The sequence below is a fragment of the Kitasatospora sp. NPDC088264 genome (genome assembly GCF_040685715.1).
Taxonomy (GTDB): Bacteria; Actinomycetota; Actinomycetes; order Streptomycetales; family Streptomycetaceae; genus Kitasatospora.
The window spans coordinates 43,899-65,353 of record NZ_JBFBIR010000001.1 but is presented as its reverse complement, the minus strand read 5'-3'; the positions used below and the strand labels follow the sequence as shown (position 1 = coordinate 65,353).

20 protein-coding genes are annotated in these 21,455 nt (G+C 75.7%); 15 read left to right on the top strand and 5 right to left on the bottom strand.

What is annotated here, in order from left to right:
• The first annotated feature begins 40 nt into the window (after window positions 1-40).
• On the top strand, window positions 41-985 hold the full coding sequence (locus AB0O82_RS00255; RefSeq protein ID WP_363579193.1) for a DUF389 domain-containing protein: 945 nt from the start codon (window positions 41-43) through the stop codon (window positions 983-985).
• A gap of 34 nt (window positions 986-1,019) precedes the next feature.
• On the opposite strand, the gene AB0O82_RS00250 is transcribed toward AB0O82_RS00255, so the two are convergent.
• The 3 genes from AB0O82_RS00250 to AB0O82_RS00240 form a co-directional block, all read right to left on the bottom strand.
• On the bottom strand, window positions 1,020-2,204 hold the full coding sequence (locus tag AB0O82_RS00250) for an MBL fold metallo-hydrolase (RefSeq protein ID WP_363579651.1): 1,185 nt from the start codon (window positions 2,202-2,204) through the stop codon (window positions 1,020-1,022).
• A 347-nt stretch (window positions 2,205-2,551) separates the two neighbouring features.
• Window positions 2,552-3,004: a MaoC family dehydratase gene (locus AB0O82_RS00245; RefSeq protein ID WP_363579191.1), complete on the bottom strand. Its 453-nt coding sequence runs from the start codon at window positions 3,002-3,004 to the stop codon at window positions 2,552-2,554.
• A gap of 132 nt (window positions 3,005-3,136) precedes the next feature.
• Window positions 3,137-3,580 (bottom strand): pyridoxamine 5'-phosphate oxidase family protein, encoded by a 444-nt coding sequence (locus tag AB0O82_RS00240; protein ID WP_063350036.1) that lies wholly within the window; start codon window positions 3,578-3,580, stop codon window positions 3,137-3,139.
• Window positions 3,581-3,782: 202 nt separating this feature from the next.
• On the opposite strand from AB0O82_RS00240, the gene AB0O82_RS00235 reads away from it, so the two are divergent.
• The 13 genes from AB0O82_RS00235 to AB0O82_RS00175 all read left to right on the top strand — a co-directional run bounded on the left by AB0O82_RS00235 (window position 3,783) and on the right by AB0O82_RS00175 (window position 18,163).
• Window positions 3,783-4,637 carry a hypothetical protein gene (locus tag AB0O82_RS00235; protein WP_363579189.1) on the top strand — a complete coding sequence of 285 codons (855 nt, stop codon included), beginning with the start codon at window positions 3,783-3,785 and terminating at the stop codon, window positions 4,635-4,637.
• 280 nt (window positions 4,638-4,917) lie between these two features.
• Window positions 4,918-5,397: a hypothetical protein gene (locus tag AB0O82_RS00230; RefSeq protein ID WP_363579187.1), complete on the top strand. Its 480-nt coding sequence runs from the start codon at window positions 4,918-4,920 to the stop codon at window positions 5,395-5,397.
• Window positions 5,391-6,341, top strand: a complete 951-nt coding sequence (locus AB0O82_RS00225) for a hypothetical protein (protein WP_363579185.1) — start codon at window positions 5,391-5,393, stop codon at window positions 6,339-6,341. Before AB0O82_RS00230 ends, AB0O82_RS00225 begins: the two co-directional genes overlap by 7 nt.
• 242 nt (window positions 6,342-6,583) lie before the next feature.
• On the top strand, window positions 6,584-7,399 hold the full coding sequence (locus AB0O82_RS00220) for an SAF domain-containing protein (protein WP_363579183.1): 816 nt from the start codon (window positions 6,584-6,586) through the stop codon (window positions 7,397-7,399).
• Complete coding sequence (locus AB0O82_RS00215; protein WP_363579181.1) at window positions 7,399-8,691, top strand: hypothetical protein; 1,293 nt, start codon at window positions 7,399-7,401, stop codon at window positions 8,689-8,691. Before AB0O82_RS00220 ends, AB0O82_RS00215 begins: the two co-directional genes overlap by 1 nt.
• Window positions 8,681-10,321, top strand: a complete 1,641-nt coding sequence (locus tag AB0O82_RS00210) for a CpaF/VirB11 family protein (protein ID WP_363579179.1) — start codon at window positions 8,681-8,683, stop codon at window positions 10,319-10,321. The genes AB0O82_RS00215 and AB0O82_RS00210 overlap by 11 nt, the downstream gene beginning before the upstream one ends.
• Window positions 10,318-11,280 (top strand): type II secretion system F family protein, encoded by a 963-nt coding sequence (locus tag AB0O82_RS00205; RefSeq protein ID WP_363579177.1) that lies wholly within the window; start codon window positions 10,318-10,320, stop codon window positions 11,278-11,280. The genes AB0O82_RS00210 and AB0O82_RS00205 overlap by 4 nt, the downstream gene beginning before the upstream one ends.
• On the top strand, window positions 11,277-12,155 hold the full coding sequence (locus AB0O82_RS00200) for a hypothetical protein (RefSeq protein WP_363579175.1): 879 nt from the start codon (window positions 11,277-11,279) through the stop codon (window positions 12,153-12,155). The genes AB0O82_RS00205 and AB0O82_RS00200 overlap by 4 nt, the downstream gene beginning before the upstream one ends.
• Window positions 12,156-12,209: 54 nt before the next feature.
• Window positions 12,210-12,497, top strand: coding sequence for a hypothetical protein (locus AB0O82_RS00195; RefSeq protein ID WP_363579173.1), 288 nt, complete (start codon window positions 12,210-12,212; stop codon window positions 12,495-12,497).
• Between the two features lie 35 nt (window positions 12,498-12,532).
• Window positions 12,533-12,910, top strand: a complete 378-nt coding sequence (locus AB0O82_RS00190; RefSeq protein ID WP_063350046.1) for a TadE/TadG family type IV pilus assembly protein — start codon at window positions 12,533-12,535, stop codon at window positions 12,908-12,910.
• Window positions 12,907-13,437, top strand: coding sequence for a TadE/TadG family type IV pilus assembly protein (locus AB0O82_RS00185; protein ID WP_363579171.1), 531 nt, complete (start codon window positions 12,907-12,909; stop codon window positions 13,435-13,437). Before AB0O82_RS00190 ends, AB0O82_RS00185 begins: the two co-directional genes overlap by 4 nt.
• Before the next feature lie 164 nt (window positions 13,438-13,601).
• On the top strand, window positions 13,602-14,048 hold the full coding sequence (locus tag AB0O82_RS00180; protein ID WP_363579169.1) for a hypothetical protein: 447 nt from the start codon (window positions 13,602-13,604) through the stop codon (window positions 14,046-14,048).
• Entirely contained in the window at window positions 14,048-18,163 is a 4,116-nt protein-coding gene (locus tag AB0O82_RS00175) for a BTAD domain-containing putative transcriptional regulator (protein ID WP_363579168.1), read from the top strand. The genes AB0O82_RS00180 and AB0O82_RS00175 overlap by 1 nt, the downstream gene beginning before the upstream one ends.
• Window positions 18,164-18,241: 78 nt before the next feature.
• On the opposite strand, the gene AB0O82_RS00170 is transcribed toward AB0O82_RS00175, so the two are convergent.
• On the bottom strand, window positions 18,242-18,529 hold the full coding sequence (locus tag AB0O82_RS00170) for a hypothetical protein (protein ID WP_363579166.1): 288 nt from the start codon (window positions 18,527-18,529) through the stop codon (window positions 18,242-18,244).
• Between the two features lie 11 nt (window positions 18,530-18,540).
• Entirely contained in the window at window positions 18,541-19,083 is a 543-nt protein-coding gene (locus tag AB0O82_RS00165) for an HAD domain-containing protein (RefSeq protein ID WP_363579164.1), read from the bottom strand.
• Window positions 19,084-19,241: 158 nt separating this feature from the next.
• On the opposite strand from AB0O82_RS00165, the gene AB0O82_RS00160 reads away from it, so the two are divergent.
• Window positions 19,242-21,425, top strand: a complete 2,184-nt coding sequence (locus AB0O82_RS00160) for a hypothetical protein (protein WP_363579162.1) — start codon at window positions 19,242-19,244, stop codon at window positions 21,423-21,425.
• The last annotated feature ends 30 nt before the right edge of the window (window positions 21,426-21,455 follow it).

The window sequence follows — 21,455 nt, the reverse complement described above, 5'->3', positions numbered from 1 at the left end:
TGGGCGGGACTTTCGCCCGCCCCGTCCCACCGGAGTGCTCGTGTTGCACCTGCGCCTGATCGTCCCGCCCGACCTGCGGGAGCCCGTGCTCAGCAGCCTGGACGCCGCGGTCGGGGTGACGCACGTCGTGGTGCTGCCGGGTGCGGCCGTACGGCCTGCCGGGGACGTGGTGCTCTGCGACGTCGCCCGCGAGTCGGCGGACGAGATCCTGGGGGTGCTGCGCGGGACCGGCCTGCCCGAGCGCGGGGCGATCGACGTCTCCGGCATCGAGCTGACCCTCTCGGCGGCCGCCGACGAGGCCGAGCGGCTGGCCCCGGGGGAGGGGGCCGACGCGCTGGTCTGGGAGTCGGTCTCCGAGATCACGCACGAGGAGTCCACCCTCACCTGGGTGTTCCTGGCCTTCCTCACCGTGGCGACCATGCTGGCCGCGTGCGGCGCGGTGCTGGACAGCGCGATCCTGGTCGTCGGGGCGATGGCGGTCGGGCCGGAGTTCGGGCCGTTGGCCGGGCTGTGCGTGGCGCTGGTCCAGCGGCGGCTGCGCCCGGCGCTGCGGTCGCTGAACGCGCTGGTCACCGGCTTCGCGGTGGCGATGGCGCTGACCGTCGGGTTCTCTCTGCTGATGGACGGGCTCGGGCTGTTCAGCGAGGCCAAGTTCGCCGCCGCGCGGCCGAACACCTCGTTCATCTGGCAGCCCGACGCGACGTCCTTCGTGGTCGCCTTCCTGGCGGGCATCGCGGGCGTGCTCTCGCTGACCTCCTCGAAGGCCGGGATGCTGGTCGGAGTGGCGATCTCGGTGACCACGGTGCCCGCCGCCGCCAACGCCACCGTCGCGCTCGGGTACGGGGAATTCCGCCAGTTCTCGGGCTCCAGCGTGCAGTTGCTGCTGAACCTGCTGGGGATCGTACTGGCCGGGGTGCTGACCCTGCTGGTGCAGCAGCGGGCCTGGGCGCTGATCCGCCGCCGGCGGCCGGAGGCGGACAAGTGACGGCGGGCAGGTAACAGCGAGCAGATGACGGATTTCAGCGAGCAGATCTTGAGATCTGCTCGCTGAAATCCGTCGCCCGTTCCCGGTCCGGCACCGCGCTGCGGTCCCGGACCAGCGGCTCGATGCCGCGAGGCGTGGCCGCGACCGCGCGCCACCACAGCCGCAGCGCGGGCGGGTCGACCGGTTCGAAGGGCTTGCCGGGCCGGGGCACCGCCAGCCGGGCGCCGAGCGCCTGGGCAGCCGTGACCACCCGTTCGGCGGGCTCCTCCCAGGGGTGCGTCGCCAGGTTGAAGGTGCACCAGTGGATCGGCAGCAGCAGATCGCCGCCGAGGTCCAGGTGCGCCCGGACGCCCTCCTCGGGCGTCATGTGCACCTCGGGCCAGAAGTCGCTGTACGCGCCGACCTGCATCAGCGTCGCGTCGAACGGCCCGAGCCGGCGGCCGATCTCGGCGAAGCCCGGGAAGTAGCCGGTGTCCCCGCTGTGGAAGATCCGGTGCCCGCCGCCGGCCACCACCCAGGACGCCCAGAGGAACAGCGCGCTGGTGCGCGGGCCGCGGCTGCAGTAGTGCCGGGCCGGGGTGGCGGTGAGGGTGAGCCCGGCGACCTCGACCGACTCCCACCAGTCGAGTTCGGCGATCCGCCGGGCCGGTACTCCCCAGTGCTCCAGGTGCGCGCCGACGCCGAGCGGGACGGCGAACACCGCGTCCGTTCCGATCAGCTCGCGGATGGTGGCCATGTCGAGGTGGTCGTAGTGGTCGTGGGAGATCACCACCACGTCCACCGGCCCGAGTTCGGACAGCGGCAGCGGCATCGGGTGCAGCCGTTTGGGCCCCGTCCAGGCGAACGGGGAGCAGCGCTCGCCCCACACCGGGTCGATCAGGACCCGCCGCCCGCCGATCTCGGCGAGCACGGTGGCGTGGCCGAGCCAGGTGAGCCGCAGTCCGGAATCCGGCGGCAGGGCGAGGTCGACCGGGAGCAGCCGGTGCACGGGTACGGCGGCGGTCGGCGCCCGGCGGGTCTTGTCCCCGGTCAGCTGGGCGCGGGTGATCTCCAGCGGGCTGCGCTCGTAGACCAGGCGGCGGGTGGGCAGCGGGTTGCGGAAGGCGCCGTCGGCGAACTGCGGGGAGCGGTGGATCCGGGCCAGCCGTTCGCCCCGGGGCTCGGCCCCGAAGGCCTCGGCCCGGACCCGGTGCCAGGCCGCGCGGGGCAGTCGGGCCAGGTCCGACCCGGTGCGGTTCGCCGTCGGGCCGAGGGCCGGGCTGGTGGTCGGGCTGCTGGTCGGCGGGGTGGTGAACTGCGAGGACAGACCGGCGAGGCGGGAGAACCAGGGGGCGGGGCGGGGCAAGGCTCCTCCAAGGACGGTCACGGCTACCGGGCGTGCCGGGGCGCGTATCCGGGCGGCTGGTGAGGCCGCTGCGATACGACAACCATCTCGTCGGAGATTACTCGTTATGGGCCGTCCGGACCTGGTGAGCGGCCCCGCGCGGGCCAATCGGCGTACCCCGCCCCGGCCGCGCGCCCAGGGCCACCGCCCGGTGCCGCTACGCGGAGAACCGTCCGGTACCGCTACGCGTAGAAGCGGGTGATCGTCTCCGCGACGCAGTGCGGCTTGGCGCTCTCCGCGCTGGTGATCGTGAACCGCACCACCGCCTGGACCCCGCCCGGCACCTCGGTGGCCGAGAGCAGTTCGGCGGTGGCCCGGATCGCGGTGCCCACCGGCACCGGCGCCGGGAAGCGCACCTTCTCCGAGCCGTAGTTCAGCGCCATGCGCACGCCCTCGACGCCGTAGCACTCCTTCGCCAGCACCGGGATCATCGACTGGGTCAGGTAGCCGTGCGCGATGGTCGAGCCGAACTGGCTCTCCTTGGCCCGCTCCGGGTCCACGTGGATCCACTGGTGGTCGCCGGTCGCCTCGGCGAACAGGTCGATCTGCCGCTGTCCGATGGTGTGCCACTCGCTGGTGCCCAGTTCGGTGCCGACGGCGGCGGTCAGATCGGCGAGGGAGGCGAAGCTCGTCACGGTGCGCTCCTGGGGGAGGGGTCAGGACGCCGGAAGCGTATGCGTACCCGCCGGTATCTGTCAGCGGTGCGGAACGCGGGAACCCGGGAACACAGGAACGCGGGAACCCGGGCGCGGCGGCCTGCGGGTGTTTCAGGACCGCAGCGCCCCGCGCCCCAGCGCGTCCTGCCCGGTCGGGAACAGCCGCCGGCCGCTGACCAGTTCCGGCACCAGCGCGACGAACAGCGGCTCCGGGTCCCCCACCCACGGCCGCAGGCCGGACCGCAGCACCCGCCGCACCTGCTCGGGCTCGCGCACCACGTCCGCCCGGCCGTGGACCAGCACGCTCCAGCCCGTCCGGGTGACCGGGTCCAGCAGGTCCGCCTGGAAGGCCACCACCGTGCCGTCAAGCCCGCGCGCGGTGGCACTTCCCCGGCGCACGGCGAGCACCAACCGCCCGTCCAGGACCTCGAAGGAGACCGGTAGCACGGCCGGCAGCGCGTGCTCGGTGTACACCACGCGCCCGACGGGCACGGTGCTGAGCAGTCGCAGGCACTCGGCCTCGCTCAGGGTCTCCACACGGTCCTCACGCTCCATGCGTCCGATCGTCCTCCGGTCGGCGCGCGTGCCGATAGGGCCCATGGTCCCTGAGCGGACGGGCCGGGAGCCCCGTCGGTGGCCGCCCGGAGCGGTAGCCTGCCCGGCGGCGGTACGGTACGCGCCCCTGCTCACCACGGCAGCGGCGGGCGCGGCGGGCGGCCCCGGGTGCGCCGGGGCCGGCATGGGAGGGGGCGTGCGGATGGCGGGCGGGGTCGACCTGGTGGTGATCGGGGCGAACGGCGGGCCCGATCGGGGCTTCGGGGGCTCGGCGCTGGCGCCGGACGGAGCCCGGCTGCTCGCGCGGGTGCTGCCCGGGATGTGCTTCGACGTCGGCGCGGCCGGCTGCCGGGTCACCGAGGTGGCGCCGGACGCGGACGCCAACGCGATGCTCACCGCCGTCCGGGAGGCCGCCCAGCACCCGGGCCGGTGGCTGGTGGTCTGCCTGGTCGGCCAGTTGGCGGTCGATCCGCGCGGGCGCCGGCTCGCCCTGGTGACCGGCGGCAGCACCGCCGACAACGCCTACCGGCGCGGCCTGGCCTGGGACTGGGTGGTCAGTGCGATGGTGCACGGCGACCACGAGGAGGCCCTGCTGCTGGTCGACGCGGTGGCCGACCGGGACACCTGGGCGGCGCTGGAGCGCGGCGGCGGCGAGGACGGTGCGGGGGAACTGCTGGCCTACCCGCGCGTCCCGCTGTGGGGCCGGGTCGGCCGGTACACCCCGGGCAGACGCGGCCGGGACGCCGTACTGCCAGGTGGTGAGGGCTCGTTCAGCCACGCCCTGACCACCGTGCTGCGGCAGGGCGTCCCGGGTGCCCCGGCCGCCGTCGCCCCGCTGGACCTCCAGCCGTCCGTCGCCGCGCTGCTCGACGGGGGCGAAGCGCCGGGTAGTTCGGGTGCGCCGGGCGCGCGCCTGCTCGTTCCGCCGCAGGGCGGGCGCCTGTTGATGCGCAATCGGGCCGCGGTTCGGGGCGCATTGGCCGGATTGTCGCTTTCCGAAGAACTGTTGGCCGTTCTGTGGCGGGAAAGTGCCCCGACGGAACCGCCTTCCGCGTAAGGTCAGGTGGCCTGAGGTGTTGCCGTGATGGGGTGGGTTGGCGAAGAATCGATCCCCAGCGGAAACACCTGCGGGACGACGGAATTCTTCCGGCGGCCACGGATCATGAATCGGTCGGTCGCGACGAGGTGGGGCGATGCGGCAGCGCGGAAATGTGTTGCGCCCTGGGGCGGTTGGGGTCGGTGGGGTGGTTCTGGTGTTGCTCCTCGGTGCCTGTGCGAGCGGCGGTGCCGATGGTTCCGTCGATCGGCTCGGAACGGCTGCGCCCAGTGTCGCGGGAGTGGATCCGGTACCTCCTTCGGGTGGTTCGGTAAACACCTCGATCGCGCCGACGGACGGGCCGGAAGGTGCCATGGGGCGACTCGCCCTGAAGACGTATCAGGACTGGTGGCAGGCCCAGGCCGAGGCATTCGGGCGGTCGGATTCGGACGGATTCGCTCTGGAGACGTACTCTTCCGGGCGGGCCCTTACCGACACCCTGGTCAGTCTCCGCCAACTTCGCGACGCCAAACTGGTGATGACCGGAACGCCGCGCAATTCGGCGGTGGTCAAGGCCATTGACCTGAAAGCCGATCCGCAGACCGCCGTGATCGAGGACTGCGTCGACGTATCGGGATGGCACCGCGTCGACGCCGTCACCCAGGTGGCAAAGGATCCGGGCGACCGACTGAACCGCTACGTCGCGACCGCGTCCCTGCGCTGGTTCCAAGCACGTTGGCTGATCTACGACTTCAAGCGGGAGGTGGACCGGGCATGCTGAACACGCGTAAACCGGCCCGGCGATTCGCGATCCTCGCGCCGTTGTCCGCCGGGTTGCTGTTGGCCTCGGCGGTGTCGGCGGCGGCGGACGAACCGCCGGGCGGAGGTGCCGAACAGTGCTACCCGGACGTGATCTGCTCCGGGGTCAACTCCGGGGGCACGAAACCGAAGCCCGGACCGTCGCAGCCCGGCGGTGGCGGTGGCGGTGGCGGAAGTACGGGCGACGGGCCGCTGCTGTGCAGCTACCACGACCAGCAGTGGCCCTGCCACGACCCGGAGCGCGGCTGGTTCAACAGCGGCGTCGGGTGCTACTTCCGCCCGCTGGACAACCCGCCCCCCGAGGGCGACCCGGAGTGGCAGGGCCACAAGCCGTCCGAGGGCGCGCTCTACTCGAAGGTCTGCCCGCAGACGGGCGGCGGCCAGGACGGCGCCGAGATCGTGTTCGAGGCCACCTCGCCGGCCGGGCCGCCGGCGCTGAACCTGGTGGACGTCGGCTTCGGCTTCGCCCACGAGATGCGCTTCCCGAAGCCGACGGCGGGCGTCGCGCCCAAGGGCACGGCGGTGGTGAAGGCGCCGGTCTGGCTCTGGCTGGACGGCGTGGCGGCGCCCGCGCCCAAGACGCTGTCCGTCCCGGGGGCCTCCGTCACCGTCACACCGGTGCTGAGGGGCGTGACCTGGGTCTTCGACAGCGGCGTCTCCGTGACCTGCGACAAGGCCGGGACGCCGTACGACCCCAAGTACGGCGCCGCCAAGTCGCCGGACTGCGGCTACGAGTTCGCCGTGGGCTCGGGCACCAGGAAGAGCGGCGTCTTCAACGGCACGGTGACGGCGAACTGGGTGGGTGAGGTCGTGGTCACGGGGCCGAACGCGAAGACCTTCGACGTCAAGATGCCGCAGTCCTCGAACTTCACGCTCAAGGTCGCCGAGGTGCAGGTCCTCAACTGACCTGGCGGCGGCGGACGTCCGATGCCCCGCGGCCCGGCTGCGGGGCGCCGGCGGCCCGGCCGCACGCGACCACGGCGCCGAAGTCCATGTGTCGAAGCCCGGCACCGGCGGCCTGAGCAGCGGTGACCCGAGCACCGAGAAACCAGTACTGACGATCCGGAACGAGCACGAGGGAAGGGCGGAACCCGGTGGAGAACCGTACATTCGCGACGCCGGGATCCGGCACACCCGCAGGGGCCGCGGTGTCCGTGGCGGTCCCGGACCAGGGGCAGGGGCCGGGCGAGGCCCCGGGCGGCGGCGCGGGCAAGGGCAAGGGGCGCGCCGCCCCGCACGTCCCCGGCCGGACGCTGCGGGCCCGGCGACGGCGCCCGGCGGTGCTGGCGATGGCCGTCGCGCTGATCGCCGCCGGCGGCCTGGGCGGTGCGGTGCTCTACAACAGCACCGGCCAGCGGGTCGCCGTGCTGGCGCTGGCCCGGGACATCCCGTGGGGGCAGGTGATCACCGACGACGACCTGGTGGTGGCCCGGATCGCCGGGGATCCGGCGCTGCGGCCGCTGTCCGCCACCGAACGGGACAAGGCGGTCGGCATGCGGGCCGCCACCGACCTCAAGCGCGGCGCGATGCTCACCAGGGGCGACGTCGCGCAGACCCTGGCGGTGCAGCCCGGCCAGATCGTGGTCGGCGTCTCGGCCAAGCGCAGCCAGCTGCCCGCCAGCCGGCTCCAGCCGGGGCTGCAGATCGTCGTGGTCTACACCCCGGACAACACCAAGGCCGACTCGATGCCCGCGACGGTCATCACGGTCGGCCGGGTGGACACCGACGGCAGCCAGGTGATCGACGTGGCCGTCGGCGCGGCGGACGGCCCCCGGCTGGCGCAGTGGGTGGCCGGCGGCCGGATCCAGGTCCTGCTGGCCCCGCGCGCCGCCGCGGCCGGCAGCGCGACCGGGACCGCCGGTGCGGGCACCGGCGGCAGTACCGTGCCGACGGCCCCGGCGACCGGGACCACCCCCGGCGCTGCCACGGCCCCCGTGCCCCCGACCGGGGCGGGTGGCGCCTGATGGCGGTGATCGCGGTGGCCGGCGGCCCGGGCGCGCCCGGCGCGACCACGGCGGCCCTGGCCCTGCTGCTGGCCTGGCCGCTGGAGTCCGGACGGCGGGTCCTGCTGGTGGAGGCCGACCCGGACGGCGGCGCGGTGCTCGCGGGCGCCCTGGAGGGCCGGGTCGACGCGGTGTACGGGCTGCGCAACCTGGCCGTCGCGGACCGGCGCGGACTGCTCGCCGAGACCATCTGGGAGCAGCTGATCGACCTCTCGCCCGAGGGCACCGCCGAGCGGCTGCTGCTGCCCGGGCTGACCGACCCCACCCAGGCCCCGGGCCTCGCCTACACCTGGGAGCCGCTCGTCGACCTGCTGCACGGCCTCGAACCGCAGGGCTACGACGTCATCGTGGACCTCGGCCGCTCCGGCGCCACCGGCGTGAGCGCCGTGCTGGCCCGCCGGGCGGACGTGGTCGCGGTGACCGTCCGCACCACGCTGCGCGGCCTGAGCTCGGCCCGGCCCCGACTGGCCGCGCTCGCCGAGGACCTCGCCACGGCCGGCACCGGGGTGGACGCGCTCGGACTGCTGCTGGTCGCCGAGGGGCCGTACTCGGGGCCGGAGGTGGCGCGCGAGTTCGGCCTGCCGGTGCTGGGGCTGCTGCCGCACGCCACCCGCACCGCCCGGGTGCTCTCCGACGGCGGTGACATCACCGACCGGCGGTTCATCCGCTCGGAGCTGATGCGGACGGCGCGTTCGGCGGCGGACGAGGTGCAGCTGCTGGTCCGCCGCCGTCGCCAGCGGCTCGCGCCGACCGCCGCGCCGGTCCCGGCCCAGCTCACCGCCGCGGCCCGGACCGGGACCCCGGCCCAGCCCCCGACCGCGGTTCACGCCCAGCCCCCGGTGCCGACCCCGCAGGCGGCTGCGCCGACGGCGTACCGGCCGGTGGAGGGGGAGCAGCCCTCGTACACCCCGCCGCAGCCGGTCGGGCCGGTGATCACCACCGGCCCGGTGGCGCCGCTGGCCGGGCTGGCCCCCCAGCCGGCCGCTCCGGCCCCGTTCCCGGGGCACGTCCAGCCGCAGCCGCAGCCGCCGTACGGGCCGCAGGCCGGCTACGTCGCGTACGACCAGCAGGGCGGGTCCACCCCGTACGACCAGCAGGTGGGGGCCCCGTACGGCCAGCAGCCCGGGTACGTCCGCCCGGAGCCCGAGGACGACGGCCGCTACCCGCTCCAGCAGCCCGCCGTGACACCTGATCAGGCACACCCGAACGGTCCGCAGCCGTACAACCCCGGGGAGGTGCTCCGTGCGCGGTAGCCCCCTGCACCAGCACCCCGCGGCCGACCCGGCCGCGCTGCCCTGGGCCACCCAGGCCCAGGCCCAGGCCCCGACACAGGCCCAGACGCAGGCGCCGGCGGCCGCCCCGCCCCAGGCCTACCGGCCGGGCCCCGTCGCCCCGCAGCCCGCGCCGCCGCCGTACGTCCAGGCGGGCGGCGCGGCCACGCCCACCGCCGTGCCCTCCCAGCTGCCCTCGCTCGACCTGCGCGGCGCCGCCACCCGGCCGGCCGTCGACCCGCAGGTGGCCCGCGAGCTGAAGCGCCAGGTCGCGGCCGAACTGCACCAGCAGATCACCCGGTTGACCGCCACCTCGGGCGCCGAACCGGACCGCGCCACCCGCCGCCAGCGCGGCCGCGCGCTGATCGAGGAGGCAGTCGCCCGCTGGTCCGACGCCTACGCGCAGACCCACGGCATCCCGCCCACCCGGGAGCAGGACCGCGCGCTCGCCGAGGCCGTCTTCGACCTGCTGTTCCGGGCCGGGCGACTCCAGCCCTATCTGGACGACCCGGAGATCGAGAACATCCTGATCAACGGCTGTGACGACGTCTGGGTCTCCCGGGTGCACCAACCCCTGCGCCAGGTACCGCCGGTGGCCGAGAGCGACGCCGAACTCGTCGAACTGCTCCAGGACCTGGCCCGTCAGCACGGCGGCGGCGAGCGCAGCCTGTCCACCGCCAGCCCGACCCTCGCACTGCGCCTGGAGGGCGGCATGCGCCTCCAGGCGCTCACCGAGGTGACGCCCCGCCCGTACGTGGCGATCCGGCGCCACCGGGTGGCCTCGGCGACCCTGCCGGAGATGGTCGAACTCGGCACCCTGGACAGCACCTTGGCCGCGTTCCTGGCCGCCGCGATCCGGGCCCGGAAGAACGTGATGATCACCGGCACCCAGGGCGTCGGCAAGACCAGCCTGCTGCGCGCGATGGCCGCAGAGATCCCGCCGGACGAGCGGATCGGCACCCTGGAGTCGGAGTTCGAGCTGTGGCTGCACACTCTCGGCCACCTGCGCCAGGTCGTCCCGATGGAGGCCCGCGAGGGCAACGGCGAACGCGTCGAAGGCCGCCTGGCGGGCGAGTTGACGATCGGCGACCTCATCCCGGCGGCGCTGCGGATGACGCTGTCCCGGATCATCGTCGGCGAGGTCCGATCCGGCGAGGTCGTCCCGATGCTGCGGGTCATGACCAACGGAGAGGGCGGCTCGATGTGCACCTTGCACGCCCGCGGCCCGCACATGGTCGTCGACCGCATCGCCGAACTCTGCCTGGAGTACGGCTCGCACATGACCGACTCGCTCGCCTACCGGCTCACCGCCAACGCCCTGGACCTCATCGTGCACGTCACCATGGTCGACGAGACCGCCGTCGGCGGACGCCGGCACCGCTTCGTCTCCCACGTCCTGGAGGTCGCCGGCCTCGGCGAGAGCGGCCGGCCCGCGCTGAACACCGTGTTCGGCCCCCGGGTGGACCTCGGTGAGCCGCGGGCGGTCCCGCACACCCCGCCGCAGTGCCTGGACGACCTGCGCAGGGCCGGCTTCGACGCCGCCCTGCTCGGCTCCCGCTACGGCGGCTGGGCCACCCCGCTGCAACTGCGGATCGGCGGTGGCGCGCGATGATGCTGCTGTTCGCCCTGTGCGGGCTGGCCGTCGCGGGCGGGTTGGTCGCCCTGGTGGCCTGGGCCCGCGGCAGCGACCCGGCGGACGAGGACGAGACCCCGGAGCGGAGCAACCCGCTGGCCGGCCGCGCCCACGTCTTCTGGTACGGCGCCCCCGGCGCCGCCTCGGCCCGGGTCGCCCGGCTGCGCCGGATCCAGCTGCCGCTCGCGCTCGCCGGCGCCCCGCTCGCCTGGCTGTTCACCGGCATCCCGCTGGCCGCCCTGCTGGTGCCGCTGGCCGTGTTCGGCCTGCCCTGGCTGTTCGACACCACCCGCCCGGACACCCGCCGGATCGAACGCCTGGAGGCGCTGTCCGAGTGGACCCAGCGCATCGCCGACGTGCTGCTGCTCGGCGTCGGCCTCAACCAGGCCATCGTCACCAGCCGCCGCACCGCCCCCGCCGCCCTGGAGGAGGAGATCGGTGAGCTGGCCGCCCGGCTCCAGGCCCGCTGGCGGCCCGAGGAGGCGCTCCAGGCCTTCGCCGACAGCGTCGCCGACGCCACCGCCGACAAGGTGCTCGCCGCGCTCGTGCTGCGGTCCGGCGACAGCGGCCCCGGCCTGGCCCGGGCACTGGCCGACATGGCCGACTCGGTGCGCGAGGAGGTCCGCCAGCGCCGCGCCATCGAGGCCGACCGGGCCAAGCACCGCACCACCATCCGCTGGCTGGTCGGCATCATCGTGCTGGTCGTCACGGTCGGCTCCTTCAACACCGAGTACACCCGGCCGTACGGCACGCTGCTCGGCCAGATCGTGCTCGCCGTCGTCGCCGCCCTGTTCGTCGCGATCATCGCCTGGATGCGCGCCCTCGCCTCGCACCCGCCGGTGCCCCGGCTGCTGGCGTCCGACCGGCGCGGCAAGGCCGGGCGCCGCGCCCCGGCGCGCGAGGACGAGGCGCTCCAGCAGCTCGGGGAGGTCCGGTGATCTCCCCCTGGTCCGTGCTGGCCGGGGCCGTCGCCGCCGGCGGCGTCGCCCTGCTGATCGCCGAACTGCGGCCCGCGCCGCCCGACCTGCGCCAGGCCCTGGACCGGCTGCACCGCACCCCCGCCGAACGGGCCGCGGACCCGGACGAGCGGCCGCGCTGGTACGACCGGATCGGCGAGCGCTCGATCGGCCTGCGCGGAGTGTCCCTGCCGCACCGCGAACTCGCCCTGATCGGCCGCGCCCCGGCCCGGTTCATGGTGCACAAGCTGCTGTTCGCCGCGATCGGCCTGCTGCTGCCCGCCTACCTGGGCGCGATGGCCGCGCTGATGGACATCGGCCTGCCCTTCGCCCTGCCGCTGCTGGCCGGGCCGCTGCTGGCCGGCCTGCTCTGGTTCGTCCCCGACGCCATCGTGCGCGGCGAGGCCAAGGAGGCGCGCACCGAGTACCTGCACGGCATCGCCGCCTACCTCGAACTCGTCGCCCTGGAACGGGCCGCCGACTGCGGGCCCGCCGAGGCGCTGCGCCGCGCCGCCGCGGTCGGGCGCGGCACCGTGTTCCGGCGCATCCGCGACGCCCTCGACCGCGCCGCCACCGACCGGCTCCCGCCCTGGGCCGGACTCGACGCGCTGGCCGAGGAGTTGGGGCTCAGCCCGCTGCAGGACGTGGCGGACATCATGCGGCTGTCCGGCACCGACGGCGCCGCCGTGTACGACACCCTGCGGGCGCGCGCCAAGGGCCTGCGCGGCGAACTGCTCGCCGAGGACCTCGCCCGCGCCAACGCCGACAGCGAGCGGATGGTCGCACCCGGAGCCGCCCTCACCCTGCTGATGACCGTCCTGATCGTCTTCCCCGCACTCCACCAGATGCTCAACTGACCATCCTCGCAGGGCATCTGGCACCACACCGCACTCCACCCCCGGGAGACCCGAATGACCGTCCGACTCGTCCACCTGGCAGGCCGGCTGATCCGGCCCGTCCTGCTGCCCGTGCAGTTCGCCCTGCTGCTGTTCACCCTGCGGCTCGGCCGGCTGCGGGCCGCCCGCGCGCGCGGCGACCGCGGCGCGATCAGCATCGAACTCGCCCTCGCCATCATCGCGTTGGTCTTCGTCGCGGGCGCCGTCGCGACCGCGCTGTACCTGCTGAAGGACAAGGTCGTGCAGAAGGTCGAGCAGGACCCGAACATGCCGGGTGCGGGCGCGGGAGGCGCCACCAAGTGACGTACCGACCTCGCCGCCGCGGCGACCGGGGGTCGATGAGCGTGAGCCTCGCCATCGTCTTCCCGGTCGTCCTGGTGCTCCTGATGCTCGTCGTCCAGGCCGCGCTGCTGTGGTACGACCGCCAGCTCGCGCTCACCGCCGCCCGCGAGGGCGTGGACGCCGGCCGGATCCAGGGCAACGCGACGGACGAGGTGAAGAACGAGGCGGCGCGCCGACAGGCCAGGGACTTCCTCGACCGGCAGGGCGTGCACTCGTACACGGTGACGACCGACGGCAGCACGCCCGAAGTGGTCCGGGTCACGGTGGCGGTGCGCCCGCCGCTGCTGATACCCGGGCTGTCGGCGCCCGCCCTCACGCAGTTCGCCGAGGCGCCGCGCGAGCACTTCGTCCCGCCGGTGGCGGTGGCGCCGTGAGACCGCGGACCCGGGCCGGTCGGTGGCCGGCGCTCCGCGCCGAGCGCCGTTCCGAGGGCCGTTCCGAGCCCTGCGCCGCGCGCCGACCCCGGTGGTGGCCGGTCCGGCGCAGCGACGGCGGCGCGGTCGCCATCGAGGCGGCGATCGTCGTGCCCCCGGTGGTCGGACTGGTCCTGGTGGCCATCGCCGCCGGGCGGGTGCAGACCACGGCCGGTACGGTCGAGGCCGCCGCCCGGGCCGGCGCCCGCACCGCCTCCCTGCAGCGCAGCGTCGACGGGATGACGCAGCCGGGCCGGGACTCGGCCCTCGCGACGCTGCGCCAGCAGGGCGTCTCCTGCCGCAACGGGGACGTCCAGGTCGTGCCCGGCCAACTGGACCTGCCCGGCGGCGCCGTCACGACCGTCAAGGTCACCGTGGTGTGCGACGTCGAACTGGCGGACCTGCTCGGCGGACCGTCCGGCGTACCCGTGACGAAGCACCTCGTCGGCGAGTTCACCTCCGTGGTGGACCGCTACCGGGGCACATGACGACCCGGGGCGGCACCCGGCGGGACACGGGCCACGACGGGGGATTGGGGACGGCCCGCGCGGGGGAGACGCAAGCGGAGAGCGCACGGGGGATGACACGACGGGACCGGCCGGCGCCCGGTGGGGGCCGGTGGGGAGGACGAGGGGCGGGAGGGGCAGGGGGGATGGGAGTGCCTGTCAGGGCGCGGCGCCGGCGCCGCTCCGACCGGGGCGCGGTCGCCCTCTTCGTGGCGATCTGCGCGGCCTACGTCGTGCTCGTCATCGCCCTGGTGATCGACGCCGGCGGCCGGTTGCGGGTCGCCGAACGCACCGACGCCTACGCCCAGGAGGCCGCGCGGGTCGGCGGACAGCAGCTCGACCAGGCCGCCGTCCTCCAGGGGAAGGGCTTCAAGGTCCAGCAGGACTACGTTCGGCAGGCCGCCGACGCCTACCTGGCCCTGTACGGCCTTCAGGCGGGCGAGGTCGAGTTCTCCGGCGACGGCAAGGTCGTCACCGTCACCGTGCGGGCCGACTACCGGCCCGTCCTGCTGGGCGCGCTCGGGGAGCGGAAGGTAACGGGCAAGGGCAGTGCGACCCTCGTCCACGGAGTCGAGAAAGCGGAGACCGACTGATGGCCGCGCCACGTGCCAAGGACCAGGCCCGAACCGCCCCGGGCCGGGCTCGAACCGCCAAGGGCCGGAGCCCCGGCGCCAAGGACCAGGCCCGGGGCGCCGACGGCCGGGCCCACACCGGCCACCGGGCCGCGGGCCGCCCCGCCGCCCCGGCGCCCCGCCCACCGCGTGGGCGAGGCCGCGGCGCAGCCCTGATCACCGCGCTCGCCGCGCTGGTCACCCTGCTCGCCCTGCTGCTCGGTGTCCCCGCGCTGCTGCTCTACGGCACCCGTGCGGTCGCCGCGATGGGCGACGTCGCGCCGGAGGGCGTCGGCCAGGCGCTCACCGGCCCGGACGACGGACGGCTGTTCCTCTGGCTGCTGGTCGTGGTCGGCTGGTTCGCCTGGGCCTGCTTCGCGCTCTCCGTCCTGCTGGAGATCCCCGCGCAGCTGCGCGGCCGGATCGCCCGCCGCATCCCCGCCTTCGGCTGGAGCCAGCGGATGGCGGCCGGCCTGGTCGGCTCGGTGTTCGCGCTGATGCCGGTCGCCGGCTCGGCCTTCGCCGCCACCCCGGCCCACACCGCCACCGCCCCCGCGCAGTTGGCGGCCGGCGTGCAGCGCGCCGCCCTGCCCGCCGCCCAGGCCGCGCCCGCCCTGGCGCCCGCCGCCGAGCAGAACCCCACGTACACCGTGCGGGACAGTCGGCCCGCCGACAGCCTGTGGTCCATCGCCGAACGCCAACTGGGCTCCGGTGAACGGTGGGTGGATATCGCCAAGCTCAACGACGGCCGGGTGATGGACGATTCCGGCATCCGCTTCGACGCCGACCGGCCGATCCAGCCGGGGTGGGCGCTGCTGATGCCGGGGGACGCGAAGGCGGACGGGTCGGCGCCCGCGCCCGCTCCTGCGCCCGCTCCTTCGTCCGAGCCTGCCCCTGCCCCCGCTCCCGGTGCCGGGTCGGCCCAGGTGCCGCAGGCCGGGACGGAGCCGGGTGCGGGCGGGCATGCGACGGTGACCGTCCAGGGCGGGGACAGCCTGTCCGCCATCGCCCAAAGGGAGTTGGGGGACGCCGAGGCGTGGCCGAAGCTGTTCGAGGCGAACAAGGGCGCCCAGGCGCCGGACGGGGAACGGCTGACCGATCCGGACGTGCTGGTGCCCGGGATGGTGCTCACGGTGCCGGGGGCCGCCGCTCCCGCGCCTGCTCCTTCGCCTGCTCCTTCGTCCGAGCCCGCTCCCGCTCCCGCTCCCGCTCCGGCGCCGCAGTCGGCGCCGTCGACCGGCCAGCCGCCGGCCGATCAGGCGCCCGCCACCCCCGCCCCCGCGCCGACCCAGGCCGCGCCGACCCCGGCCGCGTCTAATCCCGTCACCCCGGCGCCCACCCACGCGCCCACCCATGCGCCTGCCCCCGCCGCGCACGCCGAACCGGCCGCCGGCGACGACTACTCCATCGCCCTCACTGCCTCCACCGTCGGTGTCCTGCTCGCCGCCGTCATGGTCGGCACCGTCGCGCACAAGCGCGGCACCCAGCTGCGCGCCCGCCGCCCCCGGCACCGCATCACCATGCCCGACGCCGAGGCCGCCGCCTTCGAGAACGAGCTCAGGGCCCGTCAGGACGACGCGGGCCTCGACCTGCTCGACCGCGCCCTGCGCACCATGGCCCGCAACACCGTGCGCGGCGGCAAGCGCCTGCCCGCCATCGTCGCCGCCCGGATCACCCCCGGCCACACCATCGAACTGCACCTCTCCGGCCCGGCCACCCCGATCGCGCCGTTCCGTGCCGCGCACGCCGCCAACGTCTGGTGGTGCAGCCTCGACTCCGGCGACCTGCTCAGCGCCGCCCAGGCCCGCAAGACCGCCGCGCCCTACCCCGCCCTGGTCACCCTCGGCACCTCGCCCGACGGCTCGGTCGTCCTCGCCGATCTGGAGGCCGTCCGGCTGCTCCACCTCTCCGGCCACCCCGACGACGCCCGCGACATCCTGCGCACCCTCGCCATCGAACTCGCGCACAGCCCGCTCGCCGACCGGCTCCACCTGCACCTGGTCGACCTCGCCGAGGAGGTGCCGATCAGCGGCCCGGCCGCCGAACGCATCCACCGCCACCCCACCCTGGAGGCCGCGCTCGCCGCCCTCGGCCCGCGCACCGCCAAGGCCCGCGCCACGCTGGTCGCCGCCGAGGCCGCCAGCCCGCGCGACGCCCGCAGCCGGGGCCAGGCCGACGAGTCCTGGACCCCCGAGATCGTGCTCTGCGCCCAGCAGCCCGGCGGCGAGGTCCCCGCCGAACTCGGCCGCCTGCTCGATGCCCGGCCGCGCACCTGCGTCGCCGTCATCACCCGTGCCCCCGAACGCGGTACCGGCCCGGTCGCCCGCTGGACCCTCCCGGCCACCGGCCAGGCGGCCATCCCCGGCCTGCACCTCACCGTCGAACTCCAGCGGCTCAGCGACCAGCAGTACGACCAGGTCGCCGAACTGCTCCGCGCCGCCGACGACCTCACCCAGCACCCGGCCCCCGCCTGGACCCTGGACGGTCCCGGCCTCGACCCCGACGCGGACGACGACGCCGACACGGCCGAACTGCCCGCCGCCGTACCCGTACTGGCCGCCGTCGGGGCCCCCGCGGCCGGCGTGCAGGGCGGTACGGACACGGCCGCCGGGCCCCGGCTGCTCGCCCGGGTCATCGGCACCGGCGCCAGCCCGTTCGCGGGCACCGACCCGGCGACGCCGGTGCCGGCCCCTCCGGCCGGGCCGGGGCGGTACGCGGTCAACGGACAGGGGCGGCAGGCCGCCTCCGCCGAGACCGAGACCGAGGTCGAGACCGAGGTCGAGGTCGAGGTCGAGGTCGGGAGCGGAGCCGGTACCGGGAGCGGGATCGGGACCGAGGAAGAGCTCGTGGTCGGTCAGGTCGTTGACGAGGCCGCGGACGAGGCAGCGGACGAGGCCACCCGGGACCTGCGCCGCCCGGACGCGGTGGCGGGGGACGCGGCGGAGGCACCGCAGCAAGCCCCCGCGGCGGTCCTCGCCGTGCCGTCCGTCCAGCCCGTGCTGTCCGTGCCGTCCGTGCCCGCCGTCCAGTCCGTCCAGCCGGTCGTGCCGCCGCCGCCCGTCGAGCCGGCCCCGGTCCACCAGCCCGCGCCCGCGCCCTCCGGCGTCGACCCGCGCGTCCCGTCCCGGCCGGAGCCCTCGCCCGACCTCGTGCCCGGCACCGAAGCCGAGGCCCCGGCCGAAGCCGGCTCCCAGGCCGATTCCTACGCCGAGCCCGGGCTCGAACCCGGATCCGAGCCCGGCCCCGCCGCCGCCCCGGTCGCCCAGACCACCCCCGGGCGCAGCGACAGCGACGACCTGCTCGCCATCCTGCGCTCCCCGGAGGCGCACGCCGCCCGCAACGCCCCCCGGATCCGCCTGCTCGGCCCGGTCGACGTCGCCGGAGCCCTCGGTGCCGCCGAACCCGGCGCGCTGTCCCGGCTCACCGAACTCGCCGTCTACCTCGCGCTGCGGCCCGGCGCCGACCACCACGCCCTCGACCACGACCTCCACCCCGGCGCCGCCCACCTCGACCCGCACCCCACCGCGGCCGACGCCAAGAGCCCGCTCCCCGGCAAACTCGCCGACCTGGCCGCCTGGTTCGGCACCTCGCCCGAGGGCCGCGCCTTCCTGCCGACCGACACCACCGACGGCTACTCCTTCACCCCGGTCGTCACCTGCGACTGGGACGAGTTCCGCAGCCTCTACCGGCGCGGCATGCGCAGCACCAGCGCCACCGCCGACGCCGCCCTCGCCCACGCCCTGGCCCTGGTGCGCGGCGCCCCGTTCGCCGAGGCCCCGCCCGCCTCCTACGGCTGGGCCGAGGCCGAACGCCAGGACATGATCGCGGCGATCGTCGACACCGCCCACGAACTGGCCGCCCGCCGCCTGCAGTACGGCGACCACCGCAGCGCCGAGGCCGCCGTCTTCCGCGGCCTCGCCGTCGCCCCGGACGTCGAACTCCTGCACCGGGACCTCTTCTACGCCTACGCCTCGGCCGGCGCCCGCGACCAACTCCTGCGCGCCGTCAACCGTCTCGACGCGCTCAGCCGCCGCACCGGCCGTGACCTGGACGCCGACACCGTCGCCCTGCTCCGCGATCTGCTGGCCGGTTCCTGACGTCCCCTGCATGCCGCTGCCCGGCCGCCCCTCGGGGTGACCGGGCAGCGGCATGCAGGGCAGGGCCGGTGGGGTCGGTCAGGTCGGGCAGACGCACCGGCCGTCGACGGTGCGTTCGGTGGCGGTGTGGACGTCCCAGACGGCGGCGACCGGGACGCGGGCCACCGTCACACCCACCCGGGTCGGGTCCGCCGGCGTCCGGGCGACGACGTCGACCTGCCCCTGCTCCGCCACGGTGGCCCGGGCGAGCACGCTGAAGACGTACGCCCCGCCCTCGACGCCGTACCCGTCCGCCCACAGCTCGACCACCGCCCCGCCGTCCAGCGTCAGGTGCCAGGGCAGGGGCGGTCCGGCGGCGTAGTCCACGGTCCGGGAGTCTAGATGGTCGGGGAGTCCAGGGCGCGTCGAGTCGGTAGTGCGCGCAACCAGGCGTCCAGGGTGGCGAAGTCGGCTGCGGTGAGGCCGCGTTGGGGGTCGACGCGGTGGAGGAGTGCGGGGGCGGGCGAGTGGGCCGCGATCCAGCGGCGGTCGGTGGCGGTGATCTCGTCGTCCACCCAGACGAACGGGCGGCCGGCAGCTCGGGCGACCAGCGCGCGGGTCTTCCCGTGCAGGTCGGCCGGTTCGTCGCCTTCCGCCACCGGCCAGTCCACGATGGGTAGTTGCGGCAGTCCGAGCCGGGGGGAGAGGCACTCGTTCGCATCGGACATCCACGTCGTCGCCCACACCAGTTCGCACGGCAGGCTCAGCAGGCGCCCGCCGAGTGCCGGATCGACGCGGGCCAGCAGGGGGTTGACGCCCGGACCGGGTGCGGCGGCGGAGTCGCCGCGGAAGACGGGGTAGCCGCCAGGGGGCGGCGCGCCGAAGGGGATGAGTGGTCCGTCGACGTCGAGGAACAGGAGAGGTGTACCGGGGCCTGCCATGACGGCACGATAGCGGGCCGCGTGGCGCTCCGATCGGAGACCCGGCCTGGATCGGGTGTGCCGGGATCTCGTAGGGTGGCGCGACGGGAGTGGTGGTAGGCACCACCCAGCAAGGGCATCAGACGCCGCGAAGCGGCGGGGTGGGCGGTGACCAGAAGATGGCGGAGACGACAGCTGTCCCCGGAGGCCCCGAACCGGCAGCGGACTCGGGCCCCTGGGACGCCGTACCGCCGCCGCGCACCCCGGCCGAGGAGCACCCGCCCGGGCCCGCCGCGCTCTACGAGCCGCCGCCCGTGCCCCCGCTCCCGCCGTCCGCTCCGGCAGCCCCGCCGACGGCTCCGGCCGCGGTGCCGGGCCCGCCGCCGACCGCGCCCACCGGATGGACCGTCACCGGCATGCCCGCCGTGGGCGCGCTGCCGTCCACGGCCACGCCGCTGTCCTTCCCGGCCCCGGGCGTGAGCGCTCCCGGTACAGGCGGACTGGGGGCGGCGCCGCGCGGACGGATCCTGGTCGTCGAGGGCGGGTACGGCAACTCCGGGCGCCGCACCTGGGGTCGGGGCGGTCCCGCCCAGGCGTCGGTGCTGTCCGCGATGCTCGCGGCCGTCTCACCGCAGGTGCTGCTCGCCGCGGACGCGGTGGACGCCGTCCACCTCCCCGGCGCCAGTGACCCGCACACCGTCCTCGCCCACCTGCGCGCCGCGTCCCGCCATCCGGGGCCGCTGCTCGTCCACTTGGGCGGTCACGTGGTCGCCGACAAGCGCGGCGGACAGCTCCAGCTCACCCTGCGCGACTCCAAGCAGGACGGCCTGCCCTGGCAGGCCGTCGCCGCCGAGCTGAGCCACCGCCCGGCCGAGTGGCAGACCCTCGTCGTCGCCGACCTCAGTGCCGACCAGAACGCCTGGCCGTACCTCCAGGGCGCCGCCTCGCCGCTCAGCGAGGGCATCCCGCTCTGGGCGGTCGTCAGCCCGGACCCGGAGCAGATCGGCACCTTCACCCGCGCCCTGATCGAGGCGCTGCACGGCGGCCGCCCCGGCGCGGGCGACGTGCTCGCGCCCGAGCAACTGCGGCAGCAGGTGTACTCGGTGCTGCGGCCGGACGTCGTCATCCTGGCCACGCACGCCCCGGACCGCCCGGTCTTCCGCAACACCGCCCGCCGTGGCGACGGTCCGCCGGCCGACGTGTCGGCGTCGGCCGACGCGGTGCCGCCGGTCGATGCGGTGCCGGTCGATGCCGTGCGCGCCGATGTGGTGTCGTCCGGGCCGCCCGCGCTGTCGGTGCCGCCGGTGCCGGGCCGGGCGGAGTCACAGGACGCCGTCGTCGAACCGCCCGTGGCGCCCACGGCTCCGCCGCCGTCGGCCTCCCCCGCTCCCACGGCCGAGGCCGGTCCGGTGAGCCTGGTCAAGCCCGGCGTGCCGCCCACCCCGCCGAGGCCGGCCCGCCCGGTCAGCCTGCTGAAGGGGCAGCCGGCCGGTCCGGCCGGCGTGACCCTGCACAAGCCCGCTCCGGCGGACGCGACGCCCGAGGTTGTCGAGCCGTCCGCAGGCGTGACGCTGGCCAAGCCCCAGCAGCCGGAGATGGAGCCGGAGTCGGAGTGGGAGCCGGAGCAGGCACCGGCGGACGCCGCCACGCTGACGGCGGAACCGCAGGACGCCGTCCCGGCGCAGGCCCCTCCGGTGGACGAGGCCCCCGCCGACGCGGTGCCGACGGCGGAAGCGCCGGACGGCACGGCCCCGACCGACGACGAGGCCCCCGTGGGCGAGGCCCCCGTGGACGCGGTCCCGGTGGCGGAGGCCCCGGCGGACCCCGTCCCGGCAGACGAGGTACCTGCCGATGCGGTGCCCGTCGACGCTCCGGTGTCCGGTCAGCCGCGTGCCGACTACCGGGAGGCCATCGGCCGGATCGTCCGCAGCGCGGACGCCGGAGAGCACGGCGCCGCCACCGAACTCGCCTTCGCCCTCGAACTGGAGGCGATCGCCGAGCACGGCGCCGTCTCCGAACCGGTCCTCCAGGTGCGCCAGGTCCGGGCGCACGTGTGCCGTCTCGCGGGCCGGTCGGCCGAGGCCGCGGACATCTACCGCGAGGTGGCCCTGGCGCTGCTCCGTTCGCAGGGACCGGACCACCCGGAGACCCAACAGGCGGCCACCAACGCCGAGGCCTGCTGGCGCTCTGTCCCCGATCGTGCGGCGGCCCTTCGGATCGCCCCGGAGATCATCGAGCTCCGCGCCTACCTCCCGGGCCCCGACGGCCGCAAGCTCCGCGCCGCCGAGCGCTACCTCGCCCAACTGGCCGCCGCCCCGGAGCCCGCCGCGACGCCTGCTTCCGCCCCGGCGGACCGCGTCTGACCCTTCGCGCCGCGCGCGGCTGGGCCGGAC

Excerpts from the sequence above, each read along its gene's own strand:
- AB0O82_RS00240 (WP_063350036.1), bottom strand. The coding sequence starts at position 3,580 with ATGGAGCGTGAGGACCGTGTGGAGACCCTGAGCGAGGCCGAGTGCCTG.
- AB0O82_RS00235 (WP_363579189.1), top strand. The coding sequence starts at position 3,783 with ATGGCGGGCGGGGTCGACCTGGTGGTGATCGGGGCGAACGGCGGGCCC.
- AB0O82_RS00225 (WP_363579185.1), top strand. The coding sequence starts at position 5,391 with ATGCTGAACACGCGTAAACCGGCCCGGCGATTCGCGATCCTCGCGCCG.
- AB0O82_RS00215 (WP_363579181.1), top strand. The coding sequence starts at position 7,399 with ATGGCGGTGATCGCGGTGGCCGGCGGCCCGGGCGCGCCCGGCGCGACC.
- AB0O82_RS00205 (WP_363579177.1), top strand. The coding sequence starts at position 10,318 with ATGATGCTGCTGTTCGCCCTGTGCGGGCTGGCCGTCGCGGGCGGGTTG.
- AB0O82_RS00195 (WP_363579173.1), top strand. The coding sequence starts at position 12,210 with ATGACCGTCCGACTCGTCCACCTGGCAGGCCGGCTGATCCGGCCCGTC.
- AB0O82_RS00190 (WP_063350046.1), top strand. The coding sequence starts at position 12,533 with ATGAGCGTGAGCCTCGCCATCGTCTTCCCGGTCGTCCTGGTGCTCCTG.
- AB0O82_RS00180 (WP_363579169.1), top strand. The coding sequence starts at position 13,602 with ATGGGAGTGCCTGTCAGGGCGCGGCGCCGGCGCCGCTCCGACCGGGGC.
- AB0O82_RS00175 (WP_363579168.1), top strand. The coding sequence starts at position 14,048 with ATGGCCGCGCCACGTGCCAAGGACCAGGCCCGAACCGCCCCGGGCCGG.
- AB0O82_RS00165 (WP_363579164.1), bottom strand. The coding sequence starts at position 19,083 with ATGGCAGGCCCCGGTACACCTCTCCTGTTCCTCGACGTCGACGGACCA.
- AB0O82_RS00160 (WP_363579162.1), top strand. The coding sequence starts at position 19,242 with ATGGCGGAGACGACAGCTGTCCCCGGAGGCCCCGAACCGGCAGCGGAC.